The organism is Actinokineospora iranica (genome assembly GCF_900101685.1).
Lineage (GTDB): Bacteria > Actinomycetota > Actinomycetes > Mycobacteriales > Pseudonocardiaceae > Actinokineospora > Actinokineospora iranica.
Window position 1 is genome coordinate 300169 of record NZ_FMZZ01000004.1, and the last position, 20605, is coordinate 320773.

The 20605-nt window shown below is 67.1% G+C and carries 14 protein-coding genes and 2 tRNA genes; 7 read left to right on the forward strand and 9 right to left on the reverse strand.

Translation table 11 applies throughout. From position 1 onward, the window contains the following. The first annotated feature begins 4 nt into the window (after nt 1-4). The 3 genes from BLS56_RS11385 to car all read left to right on the forward strand — a co-directional run bounded on the left by BLS56_RS11385 (nt 5) and on the right by car (nt 5644). Nucleotides 5-1576, forward strand: a complete 1572-nt coding sequence (locus BLS56_RS11385) for a fatty acid--CoA ligase (RefSeq protein ID WP_091449949.1) — start codon at nt 5-7, stop codon at nt 1574-1576. 33 nt (nt 1577-1609) lie between these two features. Then, on the forward strand, nt 1610-2032 hold the full coding sequence (locus BLS56_RS11390; protein ID WP_091449950.1) for an acyl-CoA thioesterase: 423 nt from the start codon (nt 1610-1612) through the stop codon (nt 2030-2032). 81 nt (nt 2033-2113) lie between these two features. Continuing rightward, complete coding sequence (car, locus tag BLS56_RS11395; protein ID WP_228771557.1) at nt 2114-5644, forward strand: carboxylic acid reductase; 3531 nt, start codon at nt 2114-2116, stop codon at nt 5642-5644. A 202-nt stretch (nt 5645-5846) separates the two neighbouring features. Here the strand turns inward: car and BLS56_RS11400 are convergent, their stop codons facing one another. From BLS56_RS11400 to BLS56_RS11410, 3 genes are all read right to left on the reverse strand, one after another. Beyond that, entirely contained in the window at nt 5847-7775 is a 1929-nt protein-coding gene (locus BLS56_RS11400; protein WP_139190612.1) for a hypothetical protein, read from the reverse strand. 1556 nt (nt 7776-9331) lie between these two features. Continuing rightward, nucleotides 9332-10024, reverse strand: coding sequence for an HAD family hydrolase (locus BLS56_RS11405; RefSeq protein ID WP_091449952.1), 693 nt, complete (start codon nt 10022-10024; stop codon nt 9332-9334). Further along, a complete protein-coding gene (locus BLS56_RS11410; protein WP_175482772.1) occupies nt 10021-10863 on the reverse strand; it encodes a GntR family transcriptional regulator in 843 nt (280 codons plus the stop codon). Before BLS56_RS11410 ends, BLS56_RS11405 begins: the two co-directional genes overlap by 4 nt. Before the next feature lie 200 nt (nt 10864-11063). Here BLS56_RS11410 and BLS56_RS11415 point away from each other — a divergent pair, with 200 nt between their 5' ends. From BLS56_RS11415 to BLS56_RS11430, 4 genes are all read left to right on the forward strand, one after another. Next, nucleotides 11064-11489, forward strand: a complete 426-nt coding sequence (locus BLS56_RS11415) for a hypothetical protein (RefSeq protein WP_091450073.1) — start codon at nt 11064-11066, stop codon at nt 11487-11489. Beyond that, nucleotides 11489-11779, forward strand: coding sequence for a hypothetical protein (locus tag BLS56_RS11420; RefSeq protein WP_091450074.1), 291 nt, complete (start codon nt 11489-11491; stop codon nt 11777-11779). The genes BLS56_RS11415 and BLS56_RS11420 overlap by 1 nt, the downstream gene beginning before the upstream one ends. A 402-nt stretch (nt 11780-12181) precedes the next feature. Continuing rightward, nucleotides 12182-12415, forward strand: a complete 234-nt coding sequence (locus BLS56_RS11425) for an AMED_5909 family protein (protein ID WP_091449954.1) — start codon at nt 12182-12184, stop codon at nt 12413-12415. 23 nt (nt 12416-12438) lie between these two features. Next, complete coding sequence (locus tag BLS56_RS11430) at nt 12439-12939, forward strand: tyrosine-type recombinase/integrase (RefSeq protein ID WP_228771558.1); 501 nt, start codon at nt 12439-12441, stop codon at nt 12937-12939. A 76-nt stretch (nt 12940-13015) separates the two neighbouring features. Here BLS56_RS11430 and BLS56_RS11435 read toward each other — a convergent pair. From BLS56_RS11435 to gyrB, 6 genes are all read right to left on the reverse strand, one after another. Further along, nucleotides 13016-13088 (reverse strand) — tRNA-Ala (locus BLS56_RS11435). A gap of 56 nt (nt 13089-13144) precedes the next feature. Continuing rightward, on the reverse strand, nt 13145-13285 hold the full coding sequence (locus BLS56_RS30560; protein WP_139190617.1) for a DLW-39 family protein: 141 nt from the start codon (nt 13283-13285) through the stop codon (nt 13145-13147). 383 nt (nt 13286-13668) lie between these two features. Beyond that, nucleotides 13669-13742: transfer RNA gene (locus BLS56_RS11440), tRNA-Ile, on the reverse strand. A 56-nt stretch (nt 13743-13798) separates the two neighbouring features. After that, entirely contained in the window at nt 13799-14668 is an 870-nt protein-coding gene (locus tag BLS56_RS11445; RefSeq protein ID WP_091449956.1) for a DUF3566 domain-containing protein, read from the reverse strand. Between the two features lie 31 nt (nt 14669-14699). Further along, nucleotides 14700-18491, reverse strand: coding sequence for an intein-containing DNA gyrase subunit A (gene gyrA, locus BLS56_RS11450; protein ID WP_175482773.1), 3792 nt, complete (start codon nt 18489-18491; stop codon nt 14700-14702). A 54-nt stretch (nt 18492-18545) separates the two neighbouring features. Next, on the reverse strand, nt 18546-20522 hold the full coding sequence (gene gyrB, locus BLS56_RS11455) for a DNA topoisomerase (ATP-hydrolyzing) subunit B (RefSeq protein ID WP_091449957.1): 1977 nt from the start codon (nt 20520-20522) through the stop codon (nt 18546-18548). Between the last annotated feature and the right edge of the window lie 83 nt (nt 20523-20605).

Sequence of the window (20605 nt, forward strand, 5' to 3'; positions counted from 1 at the left end):
CGAGATGCACTACCCCTCCCTGCGGACCGCGGCGGACACCATCGCGCTGCACGCGGCCGAGCGCGGAGAACAGTTGGCGATCATCTGCGAAGGCAGGCAGGTCAGCTACGGCGAACTGGGCAGGCGCGGCAACCGCATCGCGCGCGCACTGCTGGCCGCGGGCATCGCCGCGGGCACGCGGATCGCCTATCTGGGCAAGGAATCCGAGCACTACTACGCGATCTTCTTCGCCTGCGCGAAGATCGGCGCGGTCCTCGTCCCGATCAACTTCCGGCTCGCGCCGGAGGAGGTCGACCACATCCTGCGCGACTCCGGCGCCGAGCTTCTGTTCTGCGAGCGTGAATTCCACCCGACCGCAGTCGCCGGAGCGTCCGAATTGGACAGTCTCCGGCTCGTGGTCGACCTCGACGGCGACGGCGAGCGGGGCGACGGGCTCGCCGACTGGATTGCCCCGTACCCCGACGACGACCTGGTGGTCACGGCCGAGCCCGGCGACCCGATCGTGCAGATCTACACCAGCGGCACGACCGGACTGCCCAAGGGCGTGGTCATCGCCCACCGGAGCTTCTTCGCGATCCGCGACCTGCTCGCCGAACACGGCCTGCCCTGGTTGGACTGGTTTCCCGACGACCGCAGCCTGATCAGCATCCCCGGATTCCACATCGCCGGGATCTGGTGGGCGATGCAGAGCTTCAACGCGGGCGTCCCCATCGTCGCCATGCGGATGTTCGACCCCGGCGAGGCCGTGCGCCTGATCAGGGAACTGCGGGTCACCACCACCCTGGCGGTGCCCGCGATGCTGCAAATGATGGTGCAGGAGACCGCCGCCACCCCAGCGGACTTCGCGTCCCTGCGCATGGTCAACTACGGCGGCTCCCCGATCTCGGAAACGCTGCTGCTGCGCTGCCAGGAGGTGCTGGGCTGCGCGCTCGTCCAGATGTACGGCCTGACCGAGAGCGGGAACGCCGCGATCTGCCTGCCGCCGGAGGACCACGTGCCGGGCAGCCCGCGGATGCGCGCGGCGGGCAAGCCCTACCCCGGCGTCGAGGTCAAGGTTGTCGACACGGCGGGCAACCCGGTCCCGAACGGCCAGGTCGGCGAGATCTGCGTGCGCACGCCCGCGGTGATGCTGGAGTACTGGGGGATGCCGGAGGCGACCGAGCGCACCCTGGTCGACGGCTGGCTGCACACCGGCGACGCGGGCCACCTCGATGAAGACGGCTATGTGTTCATCTCCGATCGGATCAAGGACGTCATCATCGTCGCGGGCGAGAACGTCTATCCCGCAGAAGTCGAGAACGCGCTGACCAAACACCCCGCGGTGGCCGAGGCCGCGGTCATCGGGGTGCCGGAGGAACGGTGGGGCGAGGCCGTGCTGGCGTTCGTGGTGCCGAGTCCGGACGCCCAGGCCACGAAACGCGAGCTGATGCTCTTTCTGCGCACGCTGATCGGCGAGTTCAAGGTGCCGACGCGGTACGAGTTCGTCGAGGCGATTCCCCGCAACCCGAGTGGGAAGATCCTGCGCAGGGTGCTGCGCGAGCAGTATTGGTCGCATCTGGATCGCAAAGTCAACTGAGACTTACTCAATTCGGGAAGGAAGGACGACGCTGTGAGCGAACCGTTCACCGTGCGGATTGTCGTGCGCGGATACGAACTCGACATCCAAGGGCATCTGAACCAGGCGGTGTACCTGCTGTACTGCGAGCACGCCCGCTGGGAGAGTATGCGGGCGGCGGGCATCACCACCGACGTGCTGGCCGCGTCCGGCGGCGGCCCCGCGGTGCTGGAGAACACCATGCGCTACCACCGTGAACTGCGCGGCGGCGACGAGGTCGACGTGACCTGCGAGTGGGTGTGGGGCACCGGCAAGACGTTCCGGGTCAACCAGACGATCACCCTTGCCGACGGGACGCTGGTCGCCGACCTCACCTCGGTCGTCGGAGTGATCGACACCGCGGTGCGCAAGCTCGTCGCGTCTCCGGCCGAGCACTTCCGCTCCCTGGCCAAGGACCCCGCGGTGCTCGGGTTCTAGCGGTTCGCCCGCCGCCACCCGCGGTTGACAGTGAGTAATCTCAACACAACACTCGGTATAACCGAGGCACGGAGGGCCGTTGTGACAACCGGTACGGGGCACGAGTACGACGACGCGGGCTGGTTGGCCGATCCGCGCGCGCGGCGCCGGTTGGCCGAGTTGCTCACCGACGACCCGCAGGTCCGCGACGTGAAGCCGGACGACGCGGTGCGGGCGGCGGTGCGGCGGCCGGGGATGGGCCTCGCGGAGATCGTCGCCACGATCATGGCGGGCTACGCCGACCGCCCCGCGCTGGGTGAGCGGGCGACCGAGCCGGTCGTCTCGCCGGACACCGGCCGGACGTCGCTGCGGCTGCTGCCGAGGTTCGACACGATCACCTACCGCGAACTGTGGGCCCGGGTGCGCGCGGTCGCCGCGGAATGGCACCACCATCCCGAACACCCGCTGCGCGCGGGCGAGTTCGTCGCCATCCTGGGGTTCGCCAGCAGCGACTACGCGACGCTGGACCTGGCCTGCGTGCACCTCGGCGTCGTCTCGGTGCCGCTGCACGCCAGCGCTTCCGTCGCCCAGCTTGAGCCGATCATCGCCGAGACCGGGCCGCGGGTGCTGGCCGCGAGCGTCGAACGCCTCGACACCGCCGTCGACCTGGCCTTGACCGGGCCCACGGTGCGGCGGGTGATCGTGTTCGACTTCCACGCCGAGGTGGACGACGAGCGCGAGGCGGTCGAGTCCGCGCGCGGGCGCCTGGCCGACGCCGGGTCGCCGGTCGTCATCGACACGCTGGCCGCCGTGCTCGACCGTGGCGCGGCCTCCCCCGCCGCGCCCTTGTTCGCGGGCGAAGACGAGGACCTGTCCCTGCTGCTCTACACCTCCGGCAGCACCGGGACACCGAAGGGCGCGGTGTACCCCCAGCGGCTGGTCGCCGACCTGTGGTCGGGGGCGACGTCGGTGTGGCCGGAGACAGTGCCCCTGATCGGGGTCATCTACCTGCCGCTGAGCCATATCGCCGGGCGCGTCGTGCTGGTGGAGTCGATCGCCCGCGGCGGCACCGCGTACTTCACCGCGCGCAGCGACCTGTCCTGCCTGTTCGAGGACATCGCCCTGGTCCGCCCCACTCTGCTGATCCTGGTCCCCCGGGTCTGCGACATGCTGTTCCAGCGCTACCGCGCGGAACTCGACCGGCGGGGCGCTGAGTCGGAAGAGGCCGTCGCGGCGGAAGTGCGGGAGGTGTTCCGGCGCGCGGAACTCGGCGGCCGGGTCGTGGCGTCCATGTGCGGGTCGGCGCCGCTGTCGGCCGACGTCGCCGCGTTTGTCGAGTCCGTGCTGGAGGTGAACCTGCGCGACGGCTACGGTTCGACCGAGGCCGGTGTGCTCATGCTGGACTCCCGCCTGCTGCGCCCGCCGGTGACCGACCACAAACTCGCCGACGTGCCCGAGTTGGGCTATTTCCGGACGGACGTGCCGCACCCGCGTGGCGAACTGCTGGTGAAGGCCGCGACCGTCATCCCCGGGTATTACCGGCGGCCCGAGGTGACCGCGGACATTTTCGACGAGGACGGCTATTACCGCACCGGCGACATCATGGCGCAGACCGGGCCGGATCAGCTCGTCTACGTCGACCGCCGCAGCAATGTGCTGAAACTGTCGCAAGGCGAGTTCGTGGCCGTGTCCCGGCTTGAGGCGCTGTTCGTCACCAGTCCGCTGATTCAGCAGATATTCGTCTACGGCAACAGCGAGCGCGCTTACCTGCTCGCCGTGATCGTGCCGACCCCAGCGGCGACCGACCAGGGCGCGGAGCTCAAGCGGTCGCTGACCGAGTCGGTGCGGCAGGTCGCCCGCGACGCCGGGCTGAGCTCCTACGAGATCCCGCGCGATTTCCTGGTCGAGACCGAGCCGTTCAGCGCGAAGAACGGCCTGCTCTCCGATGCCCGCAAGCTCCTGCGCCCCCGCCTGCTCCAGCGCTACGGCGACCGCCTCGAACAGCTCTACACCGACCTCGCCGACGGGCAGGACGACGAGCTTCGCCTGCTGCGCGAGGGCAGCGCGGACCGGCCAGTCCTCGACACGGTCAGCGGTGCCGCGCGGGCGCTGCTCGGGGCGCGCGGCGCGGCGGTGGCCGACAGCGCGCATTTCCTCGACCTCGGCGGCGATTCGCTGTCCGCGCTGACTTTCTCGAACCTGCTCGGCGAGATCTTCGGCGTCGAGGTCCCGGTGGGTGTGGTGATCAGCCCCGCCAACACCCTGCGGAACCTGGCGGCCTACATCGAGGCCGAACGCCGTGACGGGGCCAGCAAGCCGACGTTCGCGAGCGTCCACGGCCAGGACAGCGTGGATGTCCGCGCAGGCGACCTCACCCTCGACAAGTTCATCGACACCGACACACTCACCGCCGCGCCCACGCTGCCCAGCGCGGGCGACCCGCGCACTGTCCTGTTGACCGGCGCCAACGGCTACCTCGGCCGTTTCCTCTGCCTGGAGTGGCTGCGCAGGCTGGCGCCCGTCGGCGGCAGGCTGATCTGCGTGCTGCGCGGCAGCAGCGCGGACGCGGCCAGGCAGCGCCTGGACGAGGCGTTCGACAGCGACTCCGGCCTGGCAGCCGAGTACAAGGAGCTGGCCGAGCAGGCGCTGGAAGTCGTGGCCGGTGACATCGGCGAGCCGAACCTGGGCCTGGACGCGCCCACCTGGCAGCGGCTGACCGCGGCCGTCGACCTGATCGTGCACTCCGCCGCGCTGGTCAACCACGTCCTGCCCTACACCCAGCTCTTCGGCCCCAACGTCGCGGGCACCGCGGAAGTGATCCGCCTGGCCATCACCACCCGACGCAAACCCGTCACCTACGTCTCGACCGTCGGCGTCGCCGCGCAGGTCGGCCCAGCCGCCCTCGCCGAGGACGCCGACATCAGAAGCACCAGCCCGACCCGGCGGATCGCCGACGATTACGCCAACGGCTACGCGATCAGCAAATGGGCGGGCGAAGTGCTGCTCCGGGAGGCGCACGACCTCTGCGGCCTGCCGGTCGCGGTGTTCCGCTCAGACATGATCCTCGCGCACACCCGCTACACCCGGCAGCTCAACGTGCCGGACATGTTCACCCGCCTGCTGCTCAGCCTCGTCCTCACCGGCGTAGCCCCGCACTCGTTCTACGAAACCACCCCCGACGGCGCCCGCCAACGCGCCCACTACGACGGACTCCCCGTCGACTTCACCGCCGAGGCGATCACCACCCTCGGCGCGGGCGAGGGCTTCCGAACCTTCAACACCCTCAACCCCCACGACGACGGCATCTCCCTGGACACCTTCGTGGACTGGCTCATCGACGCCGGACACCCCATCCACCGGATCACCGACTACCAGGAATGGCTAGACCGCTTCGACTCCGCCCTGCGCGCCCTCCCCGAAAAACAACGACAGCACTCCCTACTGCCCTTGCTCCAAGCCTTCACCGACCCCGCCCCCGCGACCCCCGGCTCAGCCATCCCCACCACCCACTTCGAGGCCGCCGTCCGCACCGCCGAAATCGGCCCCGACCACGACATCCCCCACCTGGCCCCGCCCCTGATCAGCAAGTACCTCAACGACCTACAGGAACTAGACCTACTGCCCGCACCGTAGGCGCCCCCCACCCCCACACAAGGTCCTTAACCGCAAACGGCCCAGGCACCGGGACACCCGCGCTGCCTGGGCCTTCACCACGAAGAACCACAGTGGGCCCAACGCATCAGCATAAGGACCGCGACGTGCTGGTCGATGGGCCTGGAATGACGATTCCGCCGGTAGGTTCCCGGCGCGCTGCCACAGGTCATCTCTGCCGCGGCTACAGCAGGCCACCGCCGAGGGCCTCGTCCGCCGCAGCGGCGATGCCGTGCCCCGGGTGATCGCGGGAGATGGTGGTCAGCATCGCGATGCGGTCGGGGTGGCGTGCGCTTGCGATCGCATGGACGAAGCCGAGTTGATCGTGGAGCGGATGCCCGGTCATCTCCTCGATCAGCATCCCGTGGTCGTGCATGGCGGCCATGTTCTCGGATAGTGCGAGCAGCATCTCCGGTTGCTCGGCGGCTTCAGGAGCCAGCTCGCCGTGGCTGACCAGCCACTCGGTGGCCATCCCGCCCGCCACACCGCCCTCGGAGCGCAACCGGCGGGCCTGATCCACCCCCGGCATTCCGGTGTGCTCCAGCGCGGCCCACGCCAGCAGCCGCGCCGCGGAGGACGGCCCATTCACGCAGAACGCGGCCAGCTCGGCCGCCGCGTCCTTGGCGTCCCTGGACGCGACCCATGTTTCCAGGACGGACTCGACGACCTCAGGTGCACAGTGCTCCACAACCTCGCAGACCCGCTTCAGCGGGGCCTCTGCCAGCTCCGCCACGGACGGCGCGTCGAATCCCTCGGCACGCAACGCCCTGCGCGCGCCCCAGAGGCCGAGCGGAGTCAGTCGCGCGAGAGTGAGGTCAGGATCATCATCGCCGGAAAGCTCAATGATCTTGTCCCGTTCCTGTGCGTCCGCGGATACCGTCAGCTCGACCGCTCCCACCGTCTGCAAGGCCGCGAGCACAGCGGCAAGATCCCGCCGCCACATCATTTCCCGGATACCGACCAGCGGCCCGCCGATGCCAAAGCCGAGCAGGGCCGACATCATCTCGCGAATGCTCCCGGCCAGCAGCTCCACCGGTACGGGTGTCCCGCCTGCCGTGTACAGACTCAGCCACAGGTCCAGCGCCACCTCCGGCAGCACCTGCGCGAGCAGAGAAGGCCCTTCGTAGCGGCTCGCGGGCGCGCACACCTCAGGACCCAGCTCGCCGAACGCCTCGAACGCCCGCCACCACAGGTCCAACGGCCGGTCCAACAGGCCTGCCGCGCTCTTGACCGCAAGAAGCCTGCCCTTGACCACCCGCACCAGACGAGCGGCCCTGGCCCAGGCCACCAGCAGCGACACCTCCGGCAGGTCCGCGCTGCTGCGAGCCCGCTCCAGATAGGGGGCGTCCACTCCCAGCAGCAGCGCCAGCTCACGGGCATCCGCCACACGCAGGCGCTTCGTCGTCGTCAGCGCACGACCAGCACCCACCCACGCCACCAACGTCCGGAACCGGGCCACCGCGATGGCGCTCTCCGCCAGGGACGCCAGCTCGCCCTCGGGCGGAACGAGCGCAGGCGGCAACGGCCCTGGGTCGTGCTCCTCAAACTCGGGGAGAACCAGGTCGGCTTCACCTTCGAGCGCGCGACGACCCATGATCTCACCGAGCACGTCCTGGTCGTAGTCGATCTCGCCGACCTGAACCGCCCGCAGAAAGCCGCGGACGGCGTCCTCATCCGCGATGTCGACGTCGTGCTCGATCATCCGGGTCATCCAGAACTTCGCCAGCCCATAGTTGCGCTCGTCGGTCATCCTCACCTGGAACTCCGGAGCGCTCCGGTCGATCACCGCGTGCAGCGCATCCAGATCCCGCACGTCACCACGGCGAGTCGCGGCCAAAAAGTCGACCCAGCAATGCAGCGTCGCCAAAGCACCCGACCACTCCGACCTCTCCAGAGTGACTTTCCGCGGGAACCACTCCAGCAGTAGCCGACCTATGTCCGCACTGTCCCAGCGGGTGAGCCCGCCATCACCCGTGACCCGCGCGTCCATCGCCGCCTCAACGACGAAAAGATCAACCTCAAACCCATGACCAGCAGCCCAGGCACCGAACTCGGCCACAAGTTCATCGGCCCGCTCTTCCAACTGCCCGGGGCCACCGCCAGAATCGCTCACAGCCACACGCTACCCAGTGCCGACGACCCCTCCGTCACCACATCCACGGCCCAACCGACCACACCGAGCCACCGACGCGGCCCCAGCGGTTCGCGCGACGACACCACCCCGGACAGAAAGCCGACGTTAGGCAAGATAGTGGAGACGAGGGGAATCGAACCCCTAACCCCTGCCTTGCAAAGGTGCACCCGAATACGCGCGGTCACCTCGGCGACCGATAGCGCGAACGCTCGGTGATTCTCCCAGCACCTTTGACACCCGTTCCCCGTGAGTCCCCGCTGGTACGGGCACGTGAGGGGCACGCAGAGGGCACACCCTGACAGCGCCCCTATATAGAGGTGCCCCCTCCCCACTCCCGCAGTGCGATCCGCGCCGACGGGCCTTGCACCGCTCCGCCGAGTAGGGCGCGGATCGTGCTGCGGGCTCCCGGGGTCCAGGGGCGGGGCAGCCCCTGGTACCTCGCAAGTCAGCTCCGCCAGCTCGCCGACGATCCTGGATCGAAGCTGCCTATGCGTGCTGCTCGTCGGCTTGGCCCTCATCACCGATCTGCCTACGCGCCTCCACCGTGTCGCCTGCGCGGCGCACCCGGCCTAAGAGCATGAGCCGTGCCGCGCGCCCGCGCGGCCGTAGCGAAGCGGCAGGCCGCGCCGTGGCGCGATGGATACGGACCACGGCCCCAACGAGACAGGCACACCGCGCCGCGCAGGCGGCGCGGCCTTGATCCCCTAGAGGTAAGTTCGGCAATACTTGACCTAATGAGTCAGTTTATCGCTCCCGTAAGCGTCTTGACCTGGGGAAACGAGTCAGACCAGCACAAGGTTGACTGCCGGACAAAACTTGACCCAGGAAGCAAACTAAGACAGGCTTGCATCCTGGTTGGGCCCACTGGTAGGTCGACCCAACCAGGATGCAAGGACGGGGAGCGTCCCTTCCTGTGTGTTACGTGCCCAGCATGTCGGTGATCGACTTAATCAGTCCGACAAGCTGGATCGCTACTGTGACGGCGCTGAGCCGGGTAGGAGTCACGATCCTAACCCGGCCAGTCCGCAGCTTGGAGCCGCGATGCGCCTTCTTCCTCTTTCGGCGGCGTAAGGCCACCTTCACCTCCTAGTCGGCTGGGTCAAGGTTCGACCGAGCGCCGACTTGCCCGGCCAAACCGGTCAGGGTCGGGCTAGGTGCAAGGGATGGTCTCTGGCAACCGATCACCGCTGGCTGCGATGACATGTAGAAGTCTCCACCTTCGGAGCATGTTCTTGCAAACGCCCCCAGAACAGACCCTGTGGACAAACCTGGGGATAACCTGGGGACGCGGATCACATTTCCCTAGCGCATTCATCCAACCCCTGTGGATAACTACCTGGTATTTTTCTTGGAATGCTACGAATCCCCTGGTAGGACGTCTGTGCGATTTTTGGGGACAAGCCAGGGCGAAACCTGTGGAAAACTTGGCACGGGTGTCTGTACAGGCCCCCGACCCAGCTCCGTCCCTGTCGCTGCGAGGTGCTGTAGACAACCTGACACCTTGGAAGGTGATAGGATTGAAGGCATCTATGCCATCAGGTGAGTCCTTCTAAAGGGAACCTGTCCATCGTCGGCACGGCCATCACTGAGAACATTCCTATTTTTCTGGCGCTATTAGCAAAGCCAATACAACGCACTCCCGCAGCACGGCCCGCTTGAATATCGGTTTTAGAGTCACCAATAAATACCGTTCGCCCCGGGCAAATAGCGAGCGCATCTAGCGCTTGATTCAACAAAAAGGGATTTGGCTTCAATCTTGTCGGATCGGCGAACCCGCGTGCCGAAATAACTGCCACATCATCCGACAAGTCATGCATCAGGCAATATGCCTCGATGGCGGTCGAACTGTTGTTGCTAACGATGGCAACGGGGCGACTAGTCTTGTGCCAAGATCGGATGAACTCGTGCGCGTTAGGTGTCGGTACCGCATACTTGATTGCGTCTACTTCGTGCGCCGTGAAGGCTGCTTCAACATATCGCGCTTCATCGCCACCAAGTTTTGCGGCATGAAACAATATATCGAAAGGGTCTAGAGAAAGCACGATGGAGGGCGGAAGGTCAGCATGACCGCCTTGGATGAGCACATCTCGCAACTGATCAGCAACGATGTTGGCTGGAAAGCCAGCAAATACGGAACAGACAGGGCCATCGAAGTCGAGTAGGAGCGCTTCAGCGTCGGCAAGGATGTGCTGAAGGGAACCGTGGGGCTCTGCTGGTGAGGGATTCATGGTGTGAACTCGGTGCTGACGGTGTTCCACATGCTGTTGAACCAGGTTTGGGCTTGGTCGACGTATTGGCTGCCAGTGCTGGTGTCGTCGTCGGTGGCGGAGTGGTGGAAGAGGATGGCGTCTTTGCCCATGAGGTCGTAGATGGGTGTTGGGGTGTCGCCGAAGGTGAGGATGTGTTCTCGGACGGGGTAGAAGCCGAAGAAGGTTTCTTCGCCGTTGATGATGTAGAGCTTGAACAGGGGGGCGGCGTGGTGGACGCGGACGGTGGCGCGGGCTTCTTTGATGAGGCCGAGTGAGCCCAGCTCGTTGACTGTGTCGGTTATGGCGCCGATGTGGCGGTGCATGATCGCGGTTGCGCGGGCTCGGAACTCGGGGCTGTCGGCTAGGTCTTCGACGCGGCAGGGGATGGCTAGTGGGGCTGTGGTGTCGGGGATGAGGATGCGGACGTGGATGGACTCCGGGCGCAGGCGTCCTTCGCGGATCTTGTCTAGGGGTTCTTGCATCGCGCCGTGGAGGGTTTCGCCGGAGAACCCGGCGAAGTCGATGGTGACGTGTTCGGTGGCGAAGGCGCGTTCGATGTGGGGGCGCAGACCGACAGGGCGCTCTGTGCGTTCGCGGACGAAGACGCCGCTGCCCTGGCGGGAGACGATCAGGCCCTCGTCGCGTAGCTCGCGTAGGGCGTTCTGCACGGTCATGGGGGCGACGTTGTAGGTCTTGGCCAGCTCGTTGCGGGAGGGGAGCTTGTCCCCCGCGCTGAACTTCTTGGTCAGGATGGCCGCTCGTAGGGCGTTCGCTACCTGCACATACGGCGGTCGCGGGTCATCCGGGTCTAGAGCCATGTCGTCTCCAAGCGTCGCCTAGCTCGCATGAGAGCAAGTTTCATGCACGAGTGAAACCCAGTCTCCATGCAATGCATGAAGTCGTCTAGCTGACCTAGCGAGCTAGCCGTCTTCCGTCACCGTTGACATGTCTAGCCAAGCTGGCGTACCGTCCCTACTTGTACAGCCGGACTAGCTCGGTTAGACAGGTGGAGGTCGACATGCCGGTCATCCCTACTCGGTTCGCGGTGGAGTTCAGGGAGGTGTTTCCGCTGGGTGCGTTCGTGCTCGGTGTGGAGCCGTCGATGGCGTTCTCGGACAACCCGGGGGCGGCGAAGATGCAGGAGCGGGACAAGGAGACGGGGCAGCTCGTCTGGATCGTGCGGGCGTTGGACGCGAACAGCGAGGCTGCTCGGTTCGGGGCTGAGTTCAAGGTGAAGGTGACCGCGGATCACCAGCCGGTTCCGCCTCCCGCGGCCAACGGGTTCCCGTTCCCGGCGGTGGAGTTCGAGCGGTTGACGATCACTCCCTATGCGAACAACAAGGGGCGAGTCGCCTACAGCTTCCGGGCCTCGGGAATGGGGGCGCCTGGAGCTGGTCGCGCTGGCAAGCCCGCTGCGGGCGCTGAGCAGAAGAACGCGGCGTGATGACGGGGCGGGCGTCTCGTGAGGCTGTCGCCCGCTGGAACCTCGCGTATGCGGAGCAGACGGCGGCCATGTTCGCGGCGGCCGGTCAAGAGCCCCCGGACAGAGACGCGATCCGCCGTCTTGCCTCTGCTTACGCCGCTGTCGCGGCTGCCTGGCGGGCCTTGGCCGCTGAGCTGGCCATCCCGTTGTGGGCACGTCACGCGGCTGCGATCGCCGCTGAGGAGTTCGACCGTCGTGCGGGCATGGAAGACCTGCGCGACCAACAACAGGGCGGGAGGCCCGAACAATGACGGTGAATGTGACGTGTGCTCCGGGTCGGGATGCGTGGGCTGGGTTTGTGGCTGGGAGTCCGGCGTTGGTGCTTTACCTGGGCGTTGTCAGCGTGACTGTCCAGTGTGAGCAGGGGCCGGATGGTCACCTGTACTTGGCGAACTTCTGCCGGAATCTGGCTCGTGAGGCGGCTCGGATGGCGGCGGTGATGGACCCGGATGGTGAGGCTGCGCCGCCGGAAGGGCCTGGGCCTCGGCATCGGTTGGTCACTGATGACGATGGTGATTCCGGGGCGGGGTACTGATGCTCTGCATGGCGGCGGGTGCTGGGCTGGGTGTTCGTCGTCGTGCTTTCCCTGTGGGAGGGAGGGTGTTGTGGCGGCTGCCCCGGTTCAGCGATGGAAGTCGACAGGACCTGTGCCGATGACGTTGGCCGGTGCGCGGGAGTACGTGCGGCCTGGGCCTGAGCGGTCGGCGACGCGGAAGGAATGGATTTCCTTCTACCAGCACTGCGCGACGGTGTTCCGAAAGGTCGCGGGCACCGACCCCCGGCACACGCATGAGGCGATGGCGGAAGCGGCCATTGCCAAGGATTGGGCGGCGAAGCTCACCGAGGACAGGGAGAAGGTGGGGCCTGAGGCGTACTACATCCCCTGAGAAGTCCATATCAGACAGATGAGTTGATCACGCGCTGGTCACGTGCGGAAGTCGGGGCTGAGTTACGCGGCGGTCGGCGGCTGATCAAGAAGCCCAAGAGCGAGGCGGGCATTCGGACGGTCTCCATCCCGAAGGTGATCCTCGCCGAGTTGACTGATCACCTGACGCAGTACGCCGAGTCCGGCCCGGATGGCGTGATCTTCGTGGGGCCGAAGGGCGGCCGACTGCGGCGGCACAACTTCCGGAAGGTGTGGATTGCCGCGCTGGTGGGCGCGAAGATCACGAAGTCGGACGTGCACTTTCACGACCTGCGGCACACGGGGAACGACTTGGCGGCGAAGGCCGGTGCGACCACTCGTGAGCTGATGGCGCGGATGGGGCACTCGTCCATGCGGGCGGCGCTGATCTACCAGCACGCCACCCGTGACCGTGACCGCGCGATCGCCGACGCGATCAGCGACAACGTGATGAAGGCCCGTGCCGACTCCGGTGGGGATGGGGCACGCGAGGGGCACGCCGGTTGATCCGGCCCTTCAACGCGAGCGGCCCAGGCGGCGAGACAACCTCGCTGACCTGGGCCTTCCCATGTCTGTCACGCGGTGGAGACGAGGGGAATCGAACCCCTAACCCCTGCCTTGCAAAGGCAGTGCTCTGCCAATTGAGCTACGTCCCCAAGCCAGACGCGACCCAAGGCCGCGCCGACCACATCGAACCAAGATCAAGCCGAAATCAAGCCTTCTTGACCCCGTTGTTGGCGGCAGGGGCGGTGGCCTCACGCCACAAAGCCGCCTCCGCCTTCGCCGAACTCTTCCGGCGCACGACCAGAAGGACGCCACCAGCGATCACGGCAAGCGCGAGCAGCTTCTTCACGTCCATGCCTCCTTAAGGCACTACCAATCCAATGACCCCCTCAGTCTGCCACACCCCCCACCCCCACCCACCAAACCCCCACAAGTGAGGACCAAGACCCACAAGGAGAGGGGAGCACCTAGGCGGCCACCACCCGCACCCACCCCGATGCGCGAAGCGCGAGCCCCACCGATCCAGAAACCAGCCCACCGAGGCAACCACCCACTACGGACCCCGAGCACCGCCGATCCAAGACAAACCCACCGAAGCGACCACCGCGTACGGACCCCGGGGTACCGCTGGTTCGAGAGCGACCGCACCGTGAGGGTCTGGGGGTCGCCCCCCAGATACAACAACGGCCGACCCGGCTCGCGCTTTCCGCGAGCATGGGTCGGCCGAGGCCGTGGGCCTAGGAGGACTTGAACCTCCGACCCCTTCGTTATCAGCGAAGTGCTCTAACCGCCTGAGCTATAGGCCCTTGTGGAACGCGACAAGAGATTACCGTAGGCCCTGCCGCGTTCCCAAATCGGCCCCCTACTCGCGTTCGGCGAGGGTGACCTCCAGGCCGCCCGCGAGGTCGGCCGAGACGTTGTAGACGAAGGCTCCGACGGTGGCCAGGGCGCTGAACAGCACGATGTTGATGGCGCCGATGATGGCCGCGATGCCGAACACGCGGCCCGCGCTGATCAGTGGGCCGCTGGTGGTGCCGTCGGTGGTGTTCAGCAGTTCGCTGGAGATGCCGTTGAGCTTGTCCCAGACGCCCATGCCGTCGAGGACGGCGTAGAGGGCGCCGACGGCGACGAGCCACACGAAGAACAGGGCGACGCCGAGGACGAGGGACAGTTTCAGCACCGACCAGGGGTCGAAGCGGCGGATCTGCAGGTTGGCGCGGCGGGGGCCGCGGCCGGGGCGGCGGGCGCTGGGCGGGTTCTGTGTGCCCGCGCGCAGGCCGCCGCTGTCGAGGTTGACCGCGGCCCGTGGGGGTGCGTGGTCGCCGAACACGCGACCGGCGGCGGTGCCGGTCACGACGGGGCGTTCGACGGAGACGGTGGTCTCGTCCACGGGCCGGTACGCCGCCGGGTCGAACCCGTTGCCCGCGGTGGGGATCGACTGGGTGGTGTCGGCGTCCGGTCCTTTCGGCTGCGCCGCCGCGGTGTCGGCGGCTTCGGAGTCGGCGACGCGTTGCCACGGTGGTGGCGCGGCGTCGTTTTCGGCGGTGGTGTCTTCCGCGCTGGTGTTCTTGGCGCTGGTGTTTTCAGCGCTGTCGTTCTTGGCGCTGCCGGTGCTGGGCTGCGGCTCTTGGCCGGGCGGGTCGAGCTTGCCACTGGTCGCGACGACCGAAGTCCGCTCCGACGTGTGCTCGGGCTCTGGTCCGGTGGTGTCCGGCTTCTCGGGTGGTGTCACGAGCGGATTCCCTACGTCTGCGCGTTCGGTGTTACTCGGTCGGCTCGGCCGCGGGGACGTCGCCGTCGTCGGTCTCGGTCACTTCCACGACCTCGGCGACTTCGGCTGGCCCCTCCGCGCTCCGGGCGATGGCTACCAGGGTGGTCCCTTCGCCCAGGTTCATCAAACGGACGCCCTTGGTCTGCCGTCCCGCCTTGCGCACCTCCTTGGCGGTGGTCCTGATGACCCCACCCGATGAGGTGATCGCGTACAGCTCGTCCTCAAGCTCGACGATGACCGCGCCGACCAGCCTGCCACGCCTGCTGTCGTGCTGGATGGTGAGCACGCCCTTGCCGCCGCGGCCCTGCACCGAGTAGTCCTCGATGGGGGTGCGCTTGGCGTACCCGCCGTCGGTGGCGACCAACACGAACGTGCCTTCCTTCACCACGCCGAGCGTCAGCAGCTCGTCACCGGCGTTGAAGCGCATCCCCAGGACGCCGGAGGTGGCCCGGCCCATCGGGCGCAGCGCCTCGTCGCTGGCGTGGAAGCGGATGGACTGGCCGCCTGCGGACACCAGGAGCAGGTCGTCGTCGGCGGAGCAGAGGACCGCGCCGACGAGTTCGTCTTCTTCGCGCAGGTTGATGCCGATGAGGCCGCCCGCGCGGTTGCTGTCGAAGTCGACCAGCCGGGACTTCTTGACCAGGCCGTCGCGGGTGGCGAGCACCAGGTACGGCGCGGCGGCGTAGTCCTTGATCTGGATGACCTGGGCGATGTGCTCGTCCGGCTGGAACGCGAGCAGGTTCGCCACGTGCTGGCCGCGGGCGTTGCGGTTGGCCTCCGGCAGCTCGTAGGCCTTGGCGCGGTACACGCGGCCCTTGTTGGTGAAGAACAGCATCCAGTCGTGGGTGGAGCACACGAAGAAGTGCGCCACGATGTCGTCCTGCTTGAGCGCGGCGCCCTGCACGCCCTTGCCGCCGCGCTTCTGCGCGCGGTACAGGTCGGTCTTGGTGCGCTTCGCGTAACCCGTGCGGGTGATGGTGACGACGACGTCCTCGACGGCGATCAGGTCTTCGACGGAGACCTCGCCGTCGAACGGGATGATCCGGGTGCGCCGGTCGTCGCCGTGCTTGTCGACGATCTCCATCAGCTCGTCGCGGATGATCTCCCGCTGCCGCTCTGGGCTGTCCAGGATGGCCTGCAGCTCGGCGATGTAGCGCTCGATCTCGGCCAGCTCATCGATGATCCGCTGCCGCTCCAGGGCGGCGAGGCGGCGCAGCTGCAACTCCAGGATCGCGGTGGCCTGGATCTCGTCGACGTCGAGCAGCGAGATCAGGCCGGTCTTGGCCTCGTCGGCGCTGGGCGAGCGGCGGATCAGCGCGATGACCTCGTCCAGCGCGTCGAGGGCCAAGGCGTAGCCGCGCAGGATGTGCGCGCGCTCCTCGGCTTTGCGCAGCCGGTAGCGGGTGCGCCGGACGATGACCTCGACCTGGTGCTTCACGTAGTGCCGGATGATCTGGTCGAGCCGCAGCGTGCGCGGCACCCCGTCGACCAAGGCCAGCATGTTGACGCCGAAGTTGTGCTGGAGCTGGGTGTGCTTGTACAGGTTGTTCAGCACGACCTTGGCCACCGCGTCGCGCTTGAGCCCGATGACGATGCGCATACCGCTGCGCTTGTTCGACTCGTCGGCGATCTCGGAGATGCCGGTCAGCTTCCCGTCCCGGACCAGCTGCGCCATGTTCTCGATCAGGTTGTCCGGGTTCACCTGATAGGGCAGCTCGGTGACCACCAGGATCGTGCGCCCCTTGGCGTCTTCCTCGACCTCGACGACCGACCGCATCCGCACCGACCCGCGGCCGGTCCGGTAGGCCTCCTCGATGCCCTGGGTGCCGAGGATGAGCGCGTTCGTCGGGAAGTCCGGCCCCTTGATCCGCGTCATCAGCGCGGCCAGGGTCTCGTCGTCGGACGCTTCCCAGTTCTCCAGCGCCCACACCACACCGTCGGCGACCTCACGCAGGTTGTGCGGCGGGATGTTGGTCGCCATCCCCACCGCGATCCCGCTACCACCGTTGACCAGAAGATTGGGAATCCGCGACGGGAGGACCTTGGGCTCTTCGGTCTTGCCGTCATAGTTCGGGACGAAGTCGACGGTGTCTTCGTTGATGTCCCGCAGCATCTCCATGGCCAGCGGCGTCAACCGGGCCTCGGTGTTGTGGCTGACGAAACCGTCGGTGATGAATGCGTGGTCCTCGGTGTCGACCCGAAGGCTGAACACCGGCCGGACACCCGCGTCCACGACCGAGGCGACCTCGGCGTAGTAGAACCGCCCGTCGACCAGCGGCTCGACCACGTCGAGAACGCCGGGTTCAGTGATCCGGCCGACGATCTCGTCGCGGTTGGTCTCCCACCGCTCGATCCGGTCGACGTTGTGCCTGCGCAGCCAGTCCCGCTCGGTCCAGCGGGCGGCGCCATTGGCGCGGATGTAGTCGCCGACGAACGGCACGTGGTCACTGGACATCGACCGGCTCTCGGTCGGCACGCCGTCGAGGATCGCGACGAGCTTGTCCTGCTTCGCCTGCAGGAAACCGACGTTGGTCGCGAACAGCCGCGCGTCGCGGCGGTTGGTGATGACGACCTTGATCTCGCCGTTGTCGTAGCGGACCAGCTTGCTGACGACGCCGAACTCCAGCAGAAGCTGCTGAACCTCGCTCGCAAGTCGAGTGCTGCGAGTCGAGTACGAGATCTGGACGGTGTTGCGCGGAAGCGCCGAGCACGAGCCGTCGCCGGTGAACAGCGAACTCAGGAACGCCCGCTTGACGGTGGTTCCGCTCTGCCAGATGAACTCCGGCACCCGCTTGTCCACGCTCCGGACGCCTGTCATCTCGCCAAGCGGACTGCCCGCCAGCGAGGTCAGGTTGTGCACGTCCAACTCGTGCAGAAGAGAACCTGAGGCGATGGTCCTCGACGAGACATAACGTGGGCCGCCGACAACGGTGTCGTAAGCGGCTACGACATAGTCGAAGAAGGCTTTGTCGATGTTGTTGAAACCAGCGCGGTTCGCCGAGACGAAGCCTTCGCTGACGAACGCGCCTGCCAGGATCGCGGCGGCGTAGTCCTTGACCGGCGGCAGGTCGGTCTCGTCCTGCGGGGTGCGCTGCATGACGACGCGGTCGCCGGGCTGGATCTCCTCCAGCAGCTTCCACAGCAGGGTCGGCACCCCGAGCACCGACACCAGGCACAGGACCGGGTGGTTGTGGGTGCCGGTCAGGGCGTAGCCCTCGCGGGTGGTGAGCGTCAGCGTCGGGTGTTCGCCGGAGTGGAACAGGCGGTCGGCGCGAACCGGGTTGCCGTTGCGGTCGAGGACCTTGAGGTCGATCGGATTGTCCGAGTTCGGCGCCGCGTCGGGCACGATGTCGCCGATGCGCACACTCGTCCCATCGTGCATACGCACACGGGTTTCTGCATCAATACAGTAACGCATGGCGGCAGCCGGATCGTTGCCCGGGGAGCCGAAGTTGCCCTGGCCGTCGACCAGGGGGTAGCGCATGGACCACGGTTGGGCGAGGCGCACCAGGGTGTCGTAAATCGAGCTGTCGCCGTGGGGGTGGTAGTTGCCCATGACGTCGCCGACGACGCGGGAGCACTTGACGTAGCTGCGGTCGGGGCGCAGGCCGGTGTCGAACATCGAGTACAGGACCCGGCGGTGGACGGGCTTGAGGCCGTCGCGGACGTCGGGGAGCGCGCGGCTGACGATCACGCTCATCGCGTAGTCGATGTAGGAGTTCTGCATCTCCTGCTGGATGTCAGCGGGTTCGATGCGGTCGCCGGGCGGCAGGGTTTCGGTCACGACCGGTTGTTCCTTCCAAACAGTGGGCGCGCGGGGCCGATCAGACGTCGCCGATCAGACATCGAGGAACCGGACGTCCTTGGCGTTGCGGATGATGAAGGAGCGGCGGGCTTCGACGTCCTCGCCCATCAGGACGCTGAACAGTTCGTCGGCCTGGGCGGCGTCGTCGAGGGTGACTTGGCGCAGGACGCGGTTGGCCGGGTCCATGGTGGTCTCCCAGAGCTCGTCGGCGTTCATCTCGCCGAGGCCCTTGTAGCGCTGGATGCCGTCCTCTTTGTTGACCTTCTTGCCCGCCGCGATGCCCGCTTCGAGCATCCCGTCGCGTTCGCGGTCGGAGTAGGCGTACTCCGGGTCGGCGCGCTGCCACTTGATCTTGTAGAGGGGCGGCTGGGCGAGGTAGACGTGGCCCTGCTCGATCAGGCCGCGCATGAAGCGGAACAGCAGGGTGAGCAGCAGCGTGGTGATGTGCTTGCCGTCGACGTCGGCGTCGGCCATCAGGACGAGCTTGTGGTAGCGCAGCTTGGTGACGTCGAAGTCTTCCTGGATGCCGGTGCCCAGCGCCGTGATCAGGCTCTGGACCTCGGTGTTCTTGAGCACCCGGTCGATCCGGGCCTTCTCCACGTTGATGATCTTGCCGCGGATCGGGAGGATCGCCTGGAAGCGGGACTCGCGGCCTTCCTTGGCCGAGCCGCCTGCCGAGTCGCCCTCCACGATGTAGAGCTCGCACTCCTCGGGGTTGGTCGAGCGGCAGTCCTTGAGCTTGCCGGGCAGGCCGCCGATGTCGAGGGCGCCCTTGCGCCGGACCAGCTCGCGCGCCTTGCGGGCGGCCAGCCGCGCCTGCGCCGAGCCGACGGCCTTGGTGACGATCGTCTTCGCGTCGGCTGGGTTGCGCTCGAACCAGTCGGCCAGCCACTCGTTGCAGGTGGTCTGCACGAACGTCTTCGCCTCGGTGTTGCCGAGCTTCTGCTTGGTCTGGCCCTCGAACTGCGGCTCGGCGAGCTTGATGGACACGATCGCGGCGAGGCCTTCGCGGACGTCGTCGCCGCTGAGGTTCGCGTCCTTCTCCTTGAGCAGCTTCTTGTCGCGCGCGTAGACGTTGACCACCCGGGTCAGCGCGGCGCGGAAGCCCTCTTCGTGGGTGCCGCCCTCGGGGGTGTTGATCGTGTTGGCGAAGGTGTAGACCGACTCGCTGTAGCCGGTGTTCCACTGCATCGCGACCTCGACCTCGATGCCCTTGCCCTTGGCCTCGAAGGCGATGACCTTGCGGTGGATGGGCTCGCGGGTGTGGTTGATGTGCTTGACGAAGTCCTCAAGGCCGCCCGGGTAGTGGTAGGTGCGCTCCTTGACCCGGGCCGCCTGGCCGCTGACGTCGGCCTCGGTCTCCTCCTCGGAGACGCGCTCGTCGCGCAGCACGATCGTGAGGCCCTTGTTGAGGAACGCCATCTCCTGCAGGCGGCGGGCGACCGTCTCGGCGTTGTAGGTGGTGGTCTCGAAGATGCTCGGGTCGGCCCAGAACGTGATGGACGTGCCCATTTCGCGGGTCGCCGGGCCGCGCTGGACTCCGGTGACCGGCTTGGAGTCCTCGTAGCGCTGGTTCCACACATAGCCGTCGCGCTTGATCTCGGCTTCCAGGGCCGTGGAAAGCGCGTTGACGACCGAGATGCCGACGCCGTGCAGGCCGCCGGAGACCGCGTAGCTGTCGCTGTCGAACTTGCCGCCCGCGTGCAGGACGGTCATGACGACCTCCAGCGCGGACCGCTTCTCCTCCGGGTGCTCCTCGACCGGGATGCCGCGGCCGTCGTCCACGACGCGGACGCCGCCGTCGGCGAGGAGCGTGACCTCGACCTTGGTCGCGTGGCCTGCCATCGCCTCGTCGACGGAGTTGTCGACCACCTCCCAGATCAGGTGGTGCAGGCCGCGTTCGCCGGTGGAGCCGATGTACATACCCGGACGTAGCCGCACCGCCTCAAGGCCCTTGAGAACCCCGATGGAACCGGCGCCGTACGCGTTCTCCTGCTTGTCAGCTACCACGTGCCCGGTGTCTCCTCGTGCGTCGGATCGACTGCGACGGCGGTGTGCGGGCGCCCAGCGGGCGGGCCCGGACACGCACCTCC

What these genes read in the sequence shown, in the direction of transcription:
- BLS56_RS11385 (WP_091449949.1), top strand. Translation starts at nt 5, where the DNA reads ATGCACTACCCCTCCCTGCGGACCGCGGCGGACACCATCGCGCTGCAC.
- BLS56_RS11405 (WP_091449952.1), bottom strand. Translation starts at nt 10,024, where the DNA reads ATGAATCCCTCACCAGCAGAGCCCCACGGTTCCCTTCAGCACATCCTT.
- BLS56_RS11410 (WP_175482772.1), bottom strand. Translation starts at nt 10,863, where the DNA reads ATGGCTCTAGACCCGGATGACCCGCGACCGCCGTATGTGCAGGTAGCG.
- BLS56_RS11415 (WP_091450073.1), top strand. Translation starts at nt 11,064, where the DNA reads ATGCCGGTCATCCCTACTCGGTTCGCGGTGGAGTTCAGGGAGGTGTTT.
- BLS56_RS11420 (WP_091450074.1), top strand. Translation starts at nt 11,489, where the DNA reads ATGACGGGGCGGGCGTCTCGTGAGGCTGTCGCCCGCTGGAACCTCGCG.
- BLS56_RS11425 (WP_091449954.1), top strand. Translation starts at nt 12,182, where the DNA reads ATGACGTTGGCCGGTGCGCGGGAGTACGTGCGGCCTGGGCCTGAGCGG.